We start from the raw sequence: 15,661 nt of genomic DNA on the forward strand, positions 1-15,661 counted from the left end.
TCCGGGAGGGAATGGTATGCTGAAGCTGTTCCGAATGGCTGCCGTTGTCCTTCTGCTGGTTGCAGCCGGATGCAGTACACAAGAAGGCTCTACCAATGGGGGACATCCCGGCACCTCGCCAGCGGCCGCCGGGCAGACGCCACAGGTAACGCCGTTGTCTCCGGCGGCAACACACCGGCCGGAAGCGGCCCATGAAGCGACGCCGGGGACTTCAGGCGGTAATTCATCCGCTCCGGCGAATACTGCCGTACCGGCTGCCAGCCTCGATCCGGCGAAGCTGTCTTCCAGCTTTGGATTTGCCGACAGTTCAGGCAAGCGCATTCTTGCCGCATCGGACGATGACAACCGGCTGGATCAGATCAAATCGCTGAATACAGCTGTTGGCAACAATGGCCAGGTTCTCAGTGTGGCATTGGAGAAATGGCAGCCCGGCAGCGCTGACAGCAACGGCAGGGATATGGCGAATAATTTTGCGAATCTGTCCGGGTATGTTTTTACTGTGGAGGACGGGAAGGCAGCAGCTGATGAGACTTACTACTTAGCCAATTCTGCAGAGCTGGACCGCGGATCGCTGCTTGCAGTTAAGCCGTCAGCAGACAATGCGCAGCAGCTTGATGCAGATGATCCGGTGCGGAAGCAAATTCTTGCGCTTAAGAAGCGCGGCATTCAATCCATCTGGAAGCTCGCAGATCTGTCTGATGTGCCGGAAGACCTGCACCTGTATGTTGTCCAATTCGTGAGACAGAACACAGATATGCTGTTCAGCCTGGTTCTCCAGAAGGGTCCGGAGCTAAGCTTCATGGACTATCCGGCTGTGACCCGGGACGATGAATTTTCAGTCTGGCGTGTTGATGACGGCGGCGAAATTACTCCCGGGATGTTCTCGCTGCTTTTTGCGGCAAGGACAGCAAACGGCGTGGCGCTTGGCGTGAATTGGTGGGGAGCGGAGGGTGTGAATTCTTTTTTTCTTCTCCAGCAAGACGCAGGGTTCAAAGATACGGGAATCGAATACGGCCGGTATACTTCACCTTTGTAGGCTGGCGGGAAGAACCGGTATAGGGAGGAAATGTATAAGAATTGAACGGATGGGGTGCGAGCCGCATCTGTTTTTGTGCCAGAGGGCAAGCTGAACCGGAATAGCCAATAGCTTACAGCTCACAGCTCGCAATAAATTTTAAATACTTATTTTTGTAACATTTAAAGTCTCCGTATAGCCCGAAAGAGTCATGTCAGGTTGACGGGAGAATGCTAATGTTAGGTTTAAGTTTTGGGAGGGGACAGCAACGTATACAAGAATTAAACTGCTTATTCTGCTGCTGCCCACTGTCATGGTCGGCATTTGGGAAATTGTGCGCCATCAGTTCCTGATGCCGTATCTCTCCATGGATATGGGCAATTACTTAACCCCTGTGCTTGTATTCTTATTCAGCATAGTGCTGCTGGTGCCGCTGTTCTCCCTTATGGAGAAAAATTCCAGAGAACTGGAGCAGGAACGCTTGCTGAAGACGGCGATGGAGGCGCGGGAGGCGCTGGCGAAAGAGCTTCATGACGGAATCGCGCAATCTTTATTTTTGCTGTCTGTACGGATTGACCGCCTGGAGCAGAAGCATGAGCGGGGAGAAATGGATGCAGAAACGATCGGCCAGCTCAAAAAAAACGTGCATGAAACCAACCGCTATGTCCGTCAGGCCATATCCAATCTGAAGGTTCCGGTTGCAGGTGCACAGACGTCTCTGCTGGCGCAGTCCGTCCAGGAGCAGTTGACGCAGATTGCCCGTGAGGTCACAGTTGAGGTGGCCATGGACTGGAGCCTGCGGGACGAAAACCTCAGTCCTGCAGAACAGGCCGAGCTGCTCTCCTGTATACGTGAGGCAATGATAAATGTCCGCAAGCATACCCGGGCGGGCAGGGTTGCGATATCCGGCCGCGAAGACGGGCAGGGCTGGCGTGTAGCCATTTCTGATGACGGGGCCGGCATCCGGCATGAGGACCCTTTTGCCGTAAGCGGCAGCTATGGGTTGCAGATTATGAAGGAGCGTGCGGAAGGAATGGGCTGGACACTTGCGCTGAAATCCGGGGATTACGGGACCATCGTAGAAATTGCCAAAAAGGGGGCTTCCGCATGAACCGCTGCCGGGTGCTTGTTGTAGATGATCATGCCCATGCCCGTGAGGCGATGTGTGAGATTTTGGCTATGGATGAACGATTTGAGGTCATCGGTGCAGTGGGAAGCGGAGCCGAAGCCATCGAACGGACCGGATTATGGATGCCGGATTTGATCCTGATCGACATTCAAATGCCGGAGATGGATGGTCTGGAGACTACGCGCCGGATCAAATTGGAATTTCCTTATGTCAAAATCGTGATTGTAACCGTTTCTGACGAAATCTCCTATTTATTCGAGGCGCTGAAGCAGGGGGCACAGGGCTATCTGCTGAAAAACCTGGCTCCATCCACCTGGATTGAATACCTGCTGGCGATTGTCAGTGAGGAGGTTCCGCTGAGCCGGGAGCTGGCTTTTCAGATCCTGAAGGAATTTGCTGTCGCCTCTGTCAAGGAAGAGCGGGAAGCATTAACGGCACGGGAGAAGGAGATACTGGGATGTGTGTCCTCGGGCTCCACCAATAAGGAAATCGCGGCAACGCTCGGCATCTCGGAGCATACCGTCAAAAACCATCTCAAAAATATCCTCCAGAAGCTGCAGCTCCAGAACCGCACACAGCTTACGAGATATGCTATGGAGCAGGGGCTTGCGTCGCGGGAGCGGGATTTTCCCAAAAAACCATAGACCTCCGTACCGGAGAAAGAATCAGAAAGTCCATGAAAAGGGGGACATTAATATGAACAGACTGTTTCGTAAAATAGCGGTACTGGCTGCGCCATCGGCGGCAGCCTTGATGCTGTCCGCAGCGGCAGCTAGTGCGCATGTGACCGTCGCTCCGGCTCAATCTGCCACCGGTGCATGGGAGACGTATACTCTAAAAGTGCCTTCCGAAAAAGACGTTGCTACTGTACAGATCGATCTGCGTGTTCCCGCAGGAGCGGAATTCAAGCAATACGAGGTTGTACCGGGCTGGGATGTGAAGATTGACGGCAACAAAATCAGCTGGGTGTCCACCGGAGCAGGAATCCAGGCCGGGCAGTTTCAGCGTTTTTACTTCACGGCCAAGAACCCCGACACCAAGGGCGATATTGCCTGGGACGCCTATCAGCATTATGCTGACGGCAGCCTGGTGCAGTGGTCCGGAGAGGAAGGCTCGGAAACCCCCCATTCCGTCACCGAGATTGTACAGGCATCAGCCGGCGGCGGCAGTCATTCCGGCATGGCGATGGATGATCACGGTGCAATGAACGTGGGTGACAAGGATTCCATGAGCATGGACGAGCACAATGCGATTATGGAGGAACAGGATAAAGCATCCGGCACATCCCCTATGATCTACATTGCACTTGGCATTTCCTTGCTGTCTTTTCTGCTGGCGGCGATTGCGCTGCTGCGAAAACGGACATAAAGCAGCTATTTAATTAGGAATCTGAGGCAAGAACGCCAATCCAGCTGCCAAGGTGATGCAGCTCTTTTTCAAATTAGGTTTGAAGCCGCATTCTATCCTGAAATAACGATGTCCGATTCGTAGGAAATGGTTATGGAAGCCTCGAATTTGGCGAAACCCAATTGAGGGCCTTCTCCGAAATTTCATCGGCTGAAGTGCCGCGAATGAGCGGCATGGATGTCTGTTGCAGTTTGTGCAGCAGATGACCCATCATTCGGCCGAGAAGTTCATTCTATTGCACTCTGTGCATTAGAATTTCCTGAAAAGCTGTTTTTGGACTCCAAAACCGGAAATCGGCTGCACAAAATACAGCAGAATGCGATTTTACACATGATAATAAAGTATTCTGTTGCACGAAGTACAGTCATGCAAAAAAACTAACTGATTCACAATGAAGACTACAGATTTTAAGTTCAATCTATATATAGAATGGATCGGGGCAGACTTCTGCATGTTTAAGCGAGTTGAAACCTCATGCGATTTTTCTTCAAAATAAATACTGCTAACCTGCGATTTTTTTGTCATCGGACTGAATGTGCCCCTGCTTACTTGCTTATGCGGACTACAGATCCGTTATATTGGCCAAAACATCTATATTGTGAGGATTGCGGACTCAGGAGACTTTATTTGGACTCAAACCGTGCTTATGAGAGGGGATAAACACAAATAACGTCTTCTCTGTCCGCAAGAGTGGGGAAACCCTAAGATTCCGGTGGAATAACGGTATCTGTGTCCGTATAGAATGTGGGAAGCACGCTTGGATTCTTTGGTAAATTGTTCATGAGCACCTTTCCCACCAATAGATCACGTGGATGCTGAACCTCAAAGCGGGACTGTCCATAGAGCCAATTCAAGGCCTATGGATAGTCCCGCTTTTGTTGTATTCTGGTTGCTACAGCTGATGAATCAGAGATGCCTGCGTTTATAAAAGGTGACAAACGCTGCCGTAAGCAGGAGGACAACAACTGCTACACCAGTGGTTATGACTTCACTCATGCTGCCTTGCTGCTGCGCCCCGCCAGCCCCGCCAAAGCCGCCGCCTGGCATGCCGCCGCCAAAATCACCCATATCCCCGCCGGGGCCGTTGCCGCCTTCGGGGAATGCCGGTCCGCCCATGGCGCCCGGCACTCCACCAGGGCCGCCGCCTTGCGCGGCCCGGCCGTACCCCGCCGCCGCACCCTGCTGCGCGCCCGCTGCCGCGCCTGGCTGCGCACCCGCCGCACCTGGCTGCGCGCCCGCCACCGGGCCGTTCGCACCTATGCCGCCACCTTGCCCGCCGCCAAAACCGCCGCCCATGCCACCGCCGCTGCCGCTGCCGTCACCGGAGGAGGGGAGGGTGCCGTCCAGCTGCTGGGAGACGTTTGAGGCCATAGTCGCCATGAACGTCTTCACGGCTGTAATTCCGCTCTCGTATTGCTCAAACGTGTAAAAGGCGGACGGGTCAGCCTTCACATAGCCGGATATCATGGCATCCAGCTCGTCAATGCGCGCTTGGAAGGTGCCGGTCTGCAGATAGCCATCGAGCATTTTCTGGATAATCTCATGGTATTTCGCTTTGTATTCCTTGTCCGCCAGCAGCTTGGCCACCAGCGGACGTTCGGCGAGCGCGCCTTGCGTCGGCTCGTCAATCAGCACATCCGAACTGCCCATGCCGCCAAAAGCCATATTGTAATCCCACGGCAGGATCGAAAACACCCCTTCATCCTCATACAAGTAATAGTTCTGCTTGTTCCCCCCGAGATAGCTGTCCATATTGCCGGTTACGGCATTCAGCGCAATGTAGCCCAATGCGTCATCAATATTTATATACTTTTCAACATCAGTGCCGTTATTGAGCTCATCCAGCATATCGACAACAATATCATCGTTCGACTTCTCCGACTTCATTTCAAGCCCGGTATAGAGCGAGGCATCATCGCCGAGCCAGGTCAGATCGCTGCCTTGTCCGGTCATTACACCTTTATACAGCGCACCGTAGGAATTGCCGAAGTTGCGTTCCAGATAGGCATCGCCAATCTGCTCTACCGCAAGATAGAAACCCTTCAGCTCATCGTTGACATAGATGTTGACAAAAGAATACTTCGGCGTAGGAAGCCCTATGCTTTCCGCCAGCTCATAGGTCAGAAATTCCCTCATATATGAGGCATCGCTGTAATTATTGTTGAGATTGATTTTACTGATGCCCAATAAATTCTGGTTCACATACTCGTCAAAAGAAAGCTTGAAGCTGTAGCGGTCGGAATCGCTCATCTGGACGACACTGCGCAGGCTCAGATTGCCTTTGGTCCGCACTCCCACATGATCCAGCTTGATCCCGCCGTATTCCACGGAGGCTTCCTTGTATTCTTCAGCACTGGCATGATCCAGCATGTCCTGAAAGTCGTCAGGCTTCATCGTAATTTTCACATCCACAACCCTGTCTTTTGGAAAAACCTCCGTATCCAGACTCTGCTCATTTGCCTGCTTATTCTGCGTGTCTGTAGTTGTACTGTTGTTATCCGCAGATGGATTGATTGTCTGACAACCAGCTATGGTGATTGCCAGCACCAGGCCGCATATGATCAGCAGGAATGATTCAGCTCGTGCTTTCATCTCCGGCACCCCTTCCTCAGGATACATAGTCGCCGCTATAGCTGATCAGCAGAGCATTGTTTACGCCGCTGATATCGGATACGGTATTAACGAAGCTGCCTTCTTTATCGTTAAGCCGCAGTTCAAGCGTAAGCTCAATATTGCCTGCGGTTACGGTTTTTTGCTTCACATTGTAGCGTTTGACGGATTTGCTCAGATGGCTGTGTACTGCGCGTTCGCTGTCGTCGCCTTCACAGTTGATGACGAGCAGGTACGGGGTTTCCACCGAAGAATTTTTGATGAACAGGAACAGAATGAGGCCGATAATCACCGAACCGGCGATGGCAAGCGTGAAGAAGCCTGCACCCGTTACGATCCCTGCCACCGCTGCCCAGAACAGGAAGATCAGATCGGTCGGATCTTTGATCGGAGTTCTGAAGCGGACGATGGAGAGTGCGCCGACCATACCGAGCGACAGCACCAGATTGGAGTTGATGGCGATTATTACGGTAGCGGTAATCATGGTCATGCCCATCAGGGAGACGTTGAAGCTTTTGGAATAGAGGACGCCGCTGAAGACACGCTTGTAGAGCAGATAGATGAAGAAGCCGATCAGAAAAGCGACCGCAAGTGTGATCAGGATCTTGGAGATGCTGATGTCGGATACGAAATTGTCGATCACGGAATTTTTGATGATGTCCGAAAACGTATTTGTTGTGTCCGCCGTCCCGCCTGAAGCAGGATTTGGCGCCGCAGCTGCGGCCTGTGCTGATAAACTGCTCATTGTCAATAATCCTCCCAAATGTTGGTTTTTAAAAACTTCCGGCATATTACGTATTTTGAAGCGGACTGCCTGTTCAGCCCGTTCAGCTGGAGCGCAATCCGGATATACTCCGGTATGTACTCATCGAATTTGACCTCAAAAATAATGAAGTTCTCATCCAGCGCACGCACCGGCTTGAGCTCCTTGCTGAAAATATCCGTGGAATGCAGTCCCGTACGCAGCTCCTTGTCAAACGTAATCCGCACGTTGCCGTTATGGCAGACATAGGGCTCGCGGACATAATCGACAATCACCTTCGGGCGCAGCAGATTATGGCGCATCTGGTTGTAGAGCTCCATGAACAGCGGACGGTCCGGGACATTCAGCGCCTCATAGTTGCCGGCCATGATCCGGTTGTACATTTCCCTCGTCAGCGGCTCTTTGATTTTGGCGATATAATCGTCCATTTTGATTTTTTTCTCGAAGTGAATGACGTTGTCCTGAACGTTATAGATTCGTATCCGGTATTTGGCCCGTTCCCGGAGACCGCCGAGCTTGTCGGCCAGAGCCGTATTGCTTATGTCGTCAAAATAAAGGCTCCGGATATGATACTCTCCGCTGTCGTCAGCGTTCTGGTCGGCATCAATCAGGCTTTTCAGCCTCTGCCGCAGGATAAGGTATTGATGATGGTTAATAAAAAATTTCAGTTCATGGCGGAATTGCAGCTTCTTATTCATCTCACACCTCATTTCTCTCTCGGATTTCTGTCATGTTAAGCGAAGGACCTTATTATTGTCTTAAATTCACCTGAACGTTAACTGAAAGTTTTTACACTGCGTTAACAAATGGCGGGATTTGACATCTGTCTTCCGAAGAGATTATCTTAGGGAAACGAGAACGGAACACAGGCGGATCTGCACAGAGAGGCACTGCGCCAGCCTGGGGAAGGAGCAATATGAAGGATTTCAAGACCCTCATCATCGCAGGGATCATCGTTGCCGTATTCATTCTGTTGGCCCTCGGCATGGAATGGCTGAAGTCGGAGCGGGCCGCAGCTACTGTTTCTCCGGGCGTGCCATATGACCTGGTCACCACCTTTAAGGGCGATGTCTCCACCAGCCGGGCTTTCACCTGGTATACCGGAGATCCCGGGACTGCCGGGTGGCTTGAGGTTGCAGAGGGCGGCGCGGCAGCTTTTTCAGCGGCAACCCTGTTAAAGGTTCAGGCAGACAATACAGTGATCCAGACAGATCTTGGCCAAAAGGGCGTACACAAAGCAGAGATCAGCGGACTTACACCAGGAACCCTGTATGCTTATAGAGTAGGGAGCGGGGCAGAAGAGGAATGGAGTCCGGTTGCCGAGTTCAGAACGGCGGAGGCTGACAGCAGCAGCGTGACTTTTATTAACGTTACCGATTCTCAGGGCGTTACCCCGGCGGATTTCAGGCTGTGGGGCAAGACCGTAGACAAGGCGTTCCAGACTTTTCCCGATGCGCAGTTTATCATGCATAACGGTGATTTTACGGAGGAACCGGAGGATTCGGCGGCCTGGGACAGTTTGTGGGGGAACGTGCAGAGCCTGGTGGCGTCGGTGCCGCTGATGCCGGTGACGGGGAATCACGATGAGGCCGGCGGAGTGGCCGCGGGCTTCACCTCACATTTTAATCTGCCGGGCAACGGAGCCAAAGGTTCGATCCCCGGCACCTCATACTCCTTCGATGTCGGCCCGGTTCATATGACTGTGCTGAATACGGAGAGCAATCTGAAGAAGCAGGCCGAATGGCTGAAGCAGGACCTCGCGGGCACGGACAAGCCGTGGAAAATCATCGCGATGCACCGTCCGGCCTATGGCGGGAATATATACAGGAAGGTGGGGGAGTGGACGGCGATTTTTGACAAGTATCAGGTGGACCTGGTGCTGCAGGGGCATAATCATGAGTACTCCAGATCCTACCCGCTGTACCAAGGGGCCATTGTTTCTGAAGCAAAGACATCAGCAGCCGCACGGAGAGGAACTGTCTATGTTGTGACTAATGCCTCTGGTGCAAAGTTTAACGGGAAGAAAGCAGACCAATTCTACCATAAGGTTCACTTTCAGAATAACAAGCAGATGTTCGCCGGCATTACTGTGAGCGGATCAAAGCTGACGTTCCAGGCCTATGATGTGGACGGCAGCAAGCTGGATGAGTTTGTACTTCAGCATTAGTGTAGGAGGATTCTTCTGAACTGTGTTCAGGGGAGTCTTTTTGCAAATATAATTTATCCTGAATTTCGAAAGTAAGTATCCATATATACACTAAGGGATTTTTTGCTAAAAATAACATGCACCAAACGGGTGAAGAAAAAAGAGGGTTCATCCCTTGTCCGATCTGGATTTGTTCAATTCACTTTCGAAATTCAGGTTTATATGTTTTGGGGGAAGTGACTTCCCACTTATATAAGTGTATAGGAAATTATACAGTGTAAAAAAATGCGGATATCTTGGAAGCCTCAGAGGATATAAGCGATGCAGAAGGGTTGGGCTCCATCCGCGGACTGAAGCGGACCGAGGAGCCCTTATTTTGCCAAGAATCTTGTTTTTTCAGCAGTTACGGACTCAGGAGCCGTTATATCGTTTGATTGAGCCTGGAATAAAGGGGAAAAGGAGAAATAAAGGCATCTGAGTCCGTTGTCCTGTGGAATAGACGAATCTTTCTTCAATAACGGCTTTCCTGTCCGCAACGGCTGCGGATAGCTCGCGAAGGAATAGGGCGATCCGTCTTCAGCATGCCCCCGTTGATTTTGGGGCGGTGGGGAATCCCTGCGGCCGTAAGCCGAAGGCCAGTTTGCCCGGAAACAACGGCGGAAATACCGTTGTTGGGGCGGCGAAGGTCGAGTTCTGAGGGAGTAGCCAGTCTAAATATCCTAATTCCAACTAACACTTGCTTACCGGCTTCTTCGCAGGTGCTAGTTGGAAAAAGGGAACTTATTTTTCCGAAAATCAAGAAATCCTGAGATTTAAGTGGAAAAAGTAAACTTAATTGGGCCACTTTTCTTGAACAATGGCGAAATGAGCGGAATTAGTGTCCCTTTTTCCACTTCAACTGCCCGAGGATAGGGTACTCCGGCAAATTAATTAACCTTTTTCCACTTAAAGAGTTGCCGTAGGATTCACGGGGAGTCGTTCTCCAGGTAACGCTAGAACCAAGACAGCTGTCCCGTGGAGGACCGCACGGCCGTCTTGGTTCAAATATAAGAATTTATATGTTTCACGCTATAAATTATCCTTCTATTTCTCGCTGAAACACCCCGTCCTTTAAAAGGACGGCGTAGTCGTTTCCACTTCGCGCCCAAAAAATGCAATATAAAGGTAGAAAATGGTACGGAAGCAGGCGACCATTTTCACGTAAAATCAACCATTTTCCCTAACAAATTATAATATTTACCAATTATACTGTAAGCGTTACCAATTGTACAAGCTGTTGTTTGCGGAAGGATGCCGGGATCAGAAAGGAGGGGCAAGGAAGCGAGGGAAGCGAAAGAAACCCACGGACTTGACTAGGAAAATTCAAACCTTAGGAGGCGTTAATGGTGACTCGAAAACGTATCCGTAAACTGGGACTGGTTGTCCTGCTGGCCGCTATGACAAGCTCGTTATTCACTGCCTTTCCAGCGATTACCCGTGCAGCCGCAAGCGAAGCCTATAACTGGAAGAGTGTCGTTACTGGGGCAGGCGGAGGTTTTGTGCCCGGCATTATTTTTAATCAGAGCGAACCGGATTTAATCTATGCGCGCACTGACATCGGCGGCGCTTACCGCTGGAATCAGGCCACCGGCAGCTGGGTATCCATCAGTGATGCGGTAGGCTGGGTAGACTGGAACAAGAATGGTGTAGATGCCCTTGCGACTGATCCCATCGATCCTGACAAGGTATATATGGCTACAGGCACCTATACCAACAGCTGGGATGACAACGGGCAGATTATGCGTTCCAGCGACCGGGGAAATACCTGGCAGTCCACTCCGCTGCCGTTCAAGGTTGGAGGCAATATGCCGGGGCGGTCCGCAGGGGAACGTCTGGTGATCGATCCTAATAAGAACAGCATCCTCTTTTTTGGAGCGCGCAGCGGCAACGGGTTGTGGAAAAGCACAGACTCGGGTGTAACCTGGTCGAAGGTCAGCTCTTTCCCGAATGCCGGCACCTATATCCAGAATCCGACGCTTGAATACGGCAATGACCTGGTCGGATTATCCTGGATTACTTTTGATCAAAGCACAGGCACACTGGGCAGCGCCACACAGACGATCTATGTTGGTGTTGCCGACACTGCAAGCAGCGTATACCGCAGTACCGATGGCGGAGCAACGTGGACGGCGATTCCCGGCCAGCCCACCGGCTACCTGCCGCATCACGGGGTGCTTTCTTCTACAGGGGATCTATATATTACGTACAGTAATGGTGTCGGCCCGTATGATGGCAGCAAAGGTGAAGTCTGGAAGCTGAACACAGCAAGCGGGGCCTGGACCAACATCAGCCCGTCTACCGGAACGGATAACTGGTACGGCTTCGGCGGACTCGCTGTGGATGCCCAGCATCCCGATACAGTTATGGTATCCAGCCTGAATGCCTGGTGGCCGGATGAGGTGATTTTCCGCAGCACGAACGGCGGAGCGACCTGGAGCCGGATCTGGGATTGGGGCTTTTACCCCGAGCGTACCTATAAATTTGCCATGGACATCACTGCGGCACCTTGGCTGAATCATGGTATCACCAATTCGACTTCTCTTGATCCGTCACCGAAGCTGGGCTGGATGATGGGTGATCTGGAGATTGACCCGTTCAACTCCGACCGGATGATGTACGGTACGGGAGCCACGATCTACCGAACGAACAATCTGACCTCCTGGGATTCCGGAGGTAAAGTTAATATTGCGGTAATGGCCAAAGGAGTGGAGGAAACGGCTGTGCTCGGGCTGATCAGCCCTCCCTCAGGAACGGCCCATCTGATTACGGCGCTTGGCGACGTTTCCGGCTTCCGGTATGAAGATTTGACCCAGGCGCCGGTCAAGTTCCAGACCAGCCCGTCCTGGGCAACGACGACGGGCATCGACTATGCAGAACTGAACCCTGCCTACGTGGTGCGGGTAGGGGGCGCAGACAAGGAGAAGACGCCGAGCATGAAGTCGATTGGAATCTCCAACGACGGCGGCGTCAACTGGTACATGCCGAACAGCGAGCCTTCCAACGGCACGAAGACCACCGCAGGACAAGGCCAGGTTGCAGTATCTGCGAGCGGCAATTCCATCCTGTGGAGCACTTCGGATATTGGGGTCTATTATTCCAAAACCACCGGGAACTCCTGGAACGTAAGCTCTGGTGTCCCAGCCGGGGCCAAAGTGGCCTCCGATAGAGTGAACCCGAACAAATTCTATGCGTTCTACGCAGGAACCTTCTATATCAGCACAGATGGCGGAGCTACCTTCAGCGCTACGGCGGCGGCCGGGTTCCCGGCCAATAATGTAGGCGGGCTGCAGCCGAACCAGGCCCAGATCAGCATGAAAGCCATGCCGGGCATCGAAGGAGACATCTGGTTTGCCGGCGGCAATGCGGTGGAAGGCAAATACGGTTTGTGGCACTCTACCGATTCAGGCACAAGCTTCACTAAGCTGACGAACGTGGAGGAAGCCGATCTGATCGGCTTCGGTATGGCCGCTCCGGGCCAGAACTATATGGCACTCTATACGGTAGCCAAGATTGATGGAGTGAGAGGTGTTTTCCGTTCGGATGATGCCGGTTCATCGTGGGTGCGGATCAATGACGATGCCCACCAATACGCCAAAATTAACATGGCAATCACCGGAGACCCCAGAGTTTACGGCCGAGTGTATCTCGGTACGAACGGCAGAGGCACGCTTTACGCCGATCCGGTGAATCCGCCTGCCGCCAGCGCTTCGATTACACCAACCAGCGCCAGCTTTGACAAGAAGACAGCCAACCAGGCGGATATCGCTGTTACCCTGACGCTGAATGGGACTACCCTAAGCTCGATTAAGAATGGTACCACTGCTCTGTCGGCAGGAGCAGATTATACGGTCAGCGGCACCAATGTAACGATCAAGAAGGAGTATCTGGCCACCCAGGCAACCGGTATCACCCGGCTCAGCTTCAATTTCAGCGCAGGTGCGGCGAAGACATTGACCATAGCTGTCAGTGACACCACTGGAACGGCTAATTCAATCATTTCACCGGTCACTGCCAGCTTTGACAAGAAGACGGACAACCAAGCCGATATTCCAGTCACGCTGACGCTGAATGGCAATACCTTAAGCTCGATTAAGAACGGAACTGCTGTGTTGACAGCCGGAACCGATTATACCGTCAGCGGCACAACTGTAACAATTAAGAAAGAATATCTGGCCGCCCAGCCGGTGGGTACAACCACCCTGAGCTTCAGCTTCAGTGCAGGGGCTGCTCAGACGCTGGCTGTTACTATTGTCGATACTGTAGCCCCACCGGCAGGTGCGCTTAAGGTACAGATGTATAATAGCGGGACAGCAGCTTCTGCCAACACGATCAGTCCCAAATTCAAGCTTGTTAATACTGGCACCAGTGCGATTACACTGTCCGGTGTGAAATTAAGATACTATTACACCATTGACGGAGAGCAGACCCAGAATTTCTTCTGTGACTGGTCCCAGGTCGGCAGTGCGAATGTGACTGGCAGCTTTGTCAAAATGCCGTCGGCTACAACCGGCGCCGATTATTATCTGGAGCTTGGATTTAATAGCTCAGCGGGTTCCCTCGCAGCAGGCGCAAGCATCGATATCCAGGCGCGGGTGGCAAAATCGGACTGGACCAATTACACACAGACCGGGGACTATTCCTTTAATGGAGCGGACACCAATTATGCAGACTGGAGTAAAGCTCCAGCCTATATTTCCGGCACTCTGGTGTGGGGGAACGAGCCGTCGTAATGTATAAAAAGAGTCCCAAAAGCCATCATGGCTGCTTGGGACTCCCAAGCTGCTCATGCGGCAAAATGAAAGGTATAAATAGCTTTGCAGGCGTTTGCGTGTCTGCCATAATCTGCTGAACTGGCCGGAAGGTACTATTAAATAACGAGCAGTAAGTCCCCCACTAAGGGAGCCTTGCTGCTCGTTCACAATATGCACAGTGAACCGTATGACTATCTCTAGCGTCACAAATTATTCGTGATAGAGCTACTTTTTAGTGCATGTGAAGACATGGGAAGCTGTTTCTTTCTAATTGAGTGTTGATACTTTCGAGATGAGTGTTGATGCTCTCGAATTGAGTGTGTAGCTTTCGCATTGAGTGTGTTGTTTTCGTAGTGAGTGTGTTACTTTCATTTTAAGTGTTGTTTCTCTCGTATATACGCTGCTTCCTTCCTATTGAATGCTCTGTTTATTGGTCCTGAAGCAGCTGTCTTCCTTTCTGCTTCGGTATTTACAGTGTTTGCCCGCTGTCTACCGTGATGATCTGTCCGGTCATGGCCTCCTGCTCCAGGGTGGAGCAGATGAACCGCGCGATATCCTGCGGTTCCGCGATACGCTGCAGCAGCAGATTTGGTGCAAGCCGGCGCATTTGTTCTTCCCGGCCTGCCCACCACCTGGTGGCAACAGCACCCGGTGCTACACAGTTGACCCGGATGTCGGGGGAAAGCGCGCGGGCCAGAGACTTGGTTAATCCGTGAACGGCAGCTTTGGAGACCGCATAGGGAAGAGAGGAGCCGGCACCAGTAGTTCCGGCTATGCTGCCGAGATTGACGATGGCCCCCTGTTTGTTCTTTTTCATGTAAGGCGCCACGGCTCTCGCGCACAGGAACATGCCTTTGACATTTACATCGTACAGCTCATCCCATACTTCTTCCGTTGCCGCTTCCAGATCATCCATAGGGATATACCTGGTGATGCTGGCGTTATTTACCAGAAGGTCAACCGTTCCGAAGGCTCCAGCAATTGTTTCTACCATTTTCCGCACTTCTGCGTCCCGGGCCACATTTGCTTGTACAGCCATTGCCCGCCCGCCTTGATCCGTTATTCTCTGAACAGTTTCCAGCGCTTCGGCTTCTGAACGGGAATAATTAACGGCAACTGTAGCTCCGCACGCTGCCAGTTCGAGGCTTACTGCTCTGCCGATGCCAGTTCCTCCGCCTGTGACCAGTGCCACTTTTTCTGATAAATTCATGCATATCCACTCCTTAATCGAATTTTTATCTTTTGAGGCAGTTTGAAGTAACTATTCTTTCGTCAGCAATGGCGTTCAGTCCATGCAATTACCTGGTCGATCCCCACACGAATCTCACTCCGGTTCAGGCCGAAAAGTAACTTTCTATTGCACTTTTTACAGCAGATCATTCCACAATCCGCCGCAAAACTGAATCTATTGCACTCTGTGCAGCAGAATCCAGCGAATCAGTTACTTTTGGTCTGAAATCCGTAAATCTATCCTGAAATAACGATGTCCGATTCATACGACATGGTTATGGAAGCCTCGAATTCGGCGAAGCCGAATTGAGGGCCTTCTCCGAAATTTCATCGTCTGAAGTGCCGCCAATGGGCGGCATGAATGTCTATTGCAGCAAATGCAGCAGAATGCGATTTTTCGCAGCATAGTGGGTATTCTGTTGCAGATAGTGCAGTCAAGCCCGAAGTCTCCAAAGCCCCCGAACTCCTCGAAGCCCCGGAACTCATCAAAGTCCCCGTAGTTCTCGAACGCTCAAAAGTCCTCTTATCACCCTTCTGATATGAACGCGGTAGATTCAAGTTCAGCCAATGA

10 protein-coding genes are annotated in these 15,661 nt (G+C 51.8%); 6 read left to right on the plus strand and 4 right to left on the minus strand.

Annotated features, from left to right (window positions below; all coding sequences use genetic code 11):
• Window positions 1–16 precede the first annotated feature (16 nt).
• The 4 genes from PRIO_RS33865 to PRIO_RS13700 all read left to right on the plus strand — a co-directional run bounded on the left by PRIO_RS33865 (window position 17) and on the right by PRIO_RS13700 (window position 3,512).
• Complete coding sequence (locus tag PRIO_RS33865) at window positions 17–1,036, plus strand: hypothetical protein (protein WP_020431795.1); 1,020 nt, start codon at window positions 17–19, stop codon at window positions 1,034–1,036.
• A 292-nt stretch (window positions 1,037–1,328) separates the two neighbouring features.
• Window positions 1,329–2,126, plus strand: a complete 798-nt coding sequence (locus tag PRIO_RS13690; protein ID WP_020431793.1) for a sensor histidine kinase — start codon at window positions 1,329–1,331, stop codon at window positions 2,124–2,126.
• Window positions 2,123–2,788, plus strand: a complete 666-nt coding sequence (locus tag PRIO_RS13695; protein WP_020431791.1) for a response regulator — start codon at window positions 2,123–2,125, stop codon at window positions 2,786–2,788. Before PRIO_RS13690 ends, PRIO_RS13695 begins: the two co-directional genes overlap by 4 nt.
• Window positions 2,789–2,840: 52 nt before the next feature.
• Window positions 2,841–3,512: a YcnI family protein gene (locus tag PRIO_RS13700; RefSeq protein ID WP_020431789.1), complete on the plus strand. Its 672-nt coding sequence runs from the start codon at window positions 2,841–2,843 to the stop codon at window positions 3,510–3,512.
• A gap of 945 nt (window positions 3,513–4,457) precedes the next feature.
• Here the strand turns inward: PRIO_RS13700 and PRIO_RS13705 are convergent.
• From PRIO_RS13705 to PRIO_RS13715, 3 genes are read right to left on the minus strand one after another with little or no spacing between them, the layout of a single operon-like run.
• Window positions 4,458–6,143: a CotH kinase family protein gene (locus tag PRIO_RS13705; RefSeq protein ID WP_046502960.1), complete on the minus strand. Its 1,686-nt coding sequence runs from the start codon at window positions 6,141–6,143 to the stop codon at window positions 4,458–4,460.
• Between the two features lie 16 nt (window positions 6,144–6,159).
• Window positions 6,160–6,906, minus strand: coding sequence for a DUF4956 domain-containing protein (locus tag PRIO_RS13710; RefSeq protein WP_020427471.1), 747 nt, complete (start codon window positions 6,904–6,906; stop codon window positions 6,160–6,162).
• Window positions 6,907–6,908: 2 nt separating this feature from the next.
• The gene (locus PRIO_RS13715; protein WP_020427472.1) at window positions 6,909–7,622 is read right to left on the minus strand and encodes a polyphosphate polymerase domain-containing protein; all 714 of its coding nucleotides are present in this window, start codon (window positions 7,620–7,622) and stop codon (window positions 6,909–6,911) included.
• 218 nt (window positions 7,623–7,840) lie between these two features.
• Here PRIO_RS13715 and PRIO_RS13720 point away from each other — a divergent pair, with 218 nt between their 5' ends.
• Together PRIO_RS13720 and PRIO_RS13725 are read left to right on the plus strand one after the other, a co-directional pair.
• Window positions 7,841–9,091: a purple acid phosphatase family protein gene (locus PRIO_RS13720; protein WP_020427473.1), complete on the plus strand. Its 1,251-nt coding sequence runs from the start codon at window positions 7,841–7,843 to the stop codon at window positions 9,089–9,091.
• 1,361 nt (window positions 9,092–10,452) lie between these two features.
• The gene (locus PRIO_RS13725; protein ID WP_046502965.1) at window positions 10,453–13,839 is read left to right on the plus strand and encodes a X2-like carbohydrate binding domain-containing protein; all 3,387 of its coding nucleotides are present in this window, start codon (window positions 10,453–10,455) and stop codon (window positions 13,837–13,839) included.
• 490 nt (window positions 13,840–14,329) lie between these two features.
• Here PRIO_RS13725 and PRIO_RS13730 read toward each other — a convergent pair whose 3' ends face one another.
• Entirely contained in the window at window positions 14,330–15,070 is a 741-nt protein-coding gene (locus PRIO_RS13730) for an SDR family NAD(P)-dependent oxidoreductase (protein WP_020433853.1), read from the minus strand.
• Window positions 15,071–15,661: the final 591 nt, after the last annotated feature.

Source organism: Paenibacillus riograndensis SBR5, assembly GCF_000981585.1.
GTDB lineage: Bacteria > Bacillota > Bacilli > Paenibacillales > Paenibacillaceae > Paenibacillus_AQ > Paenibacillus_AQ riograndensis.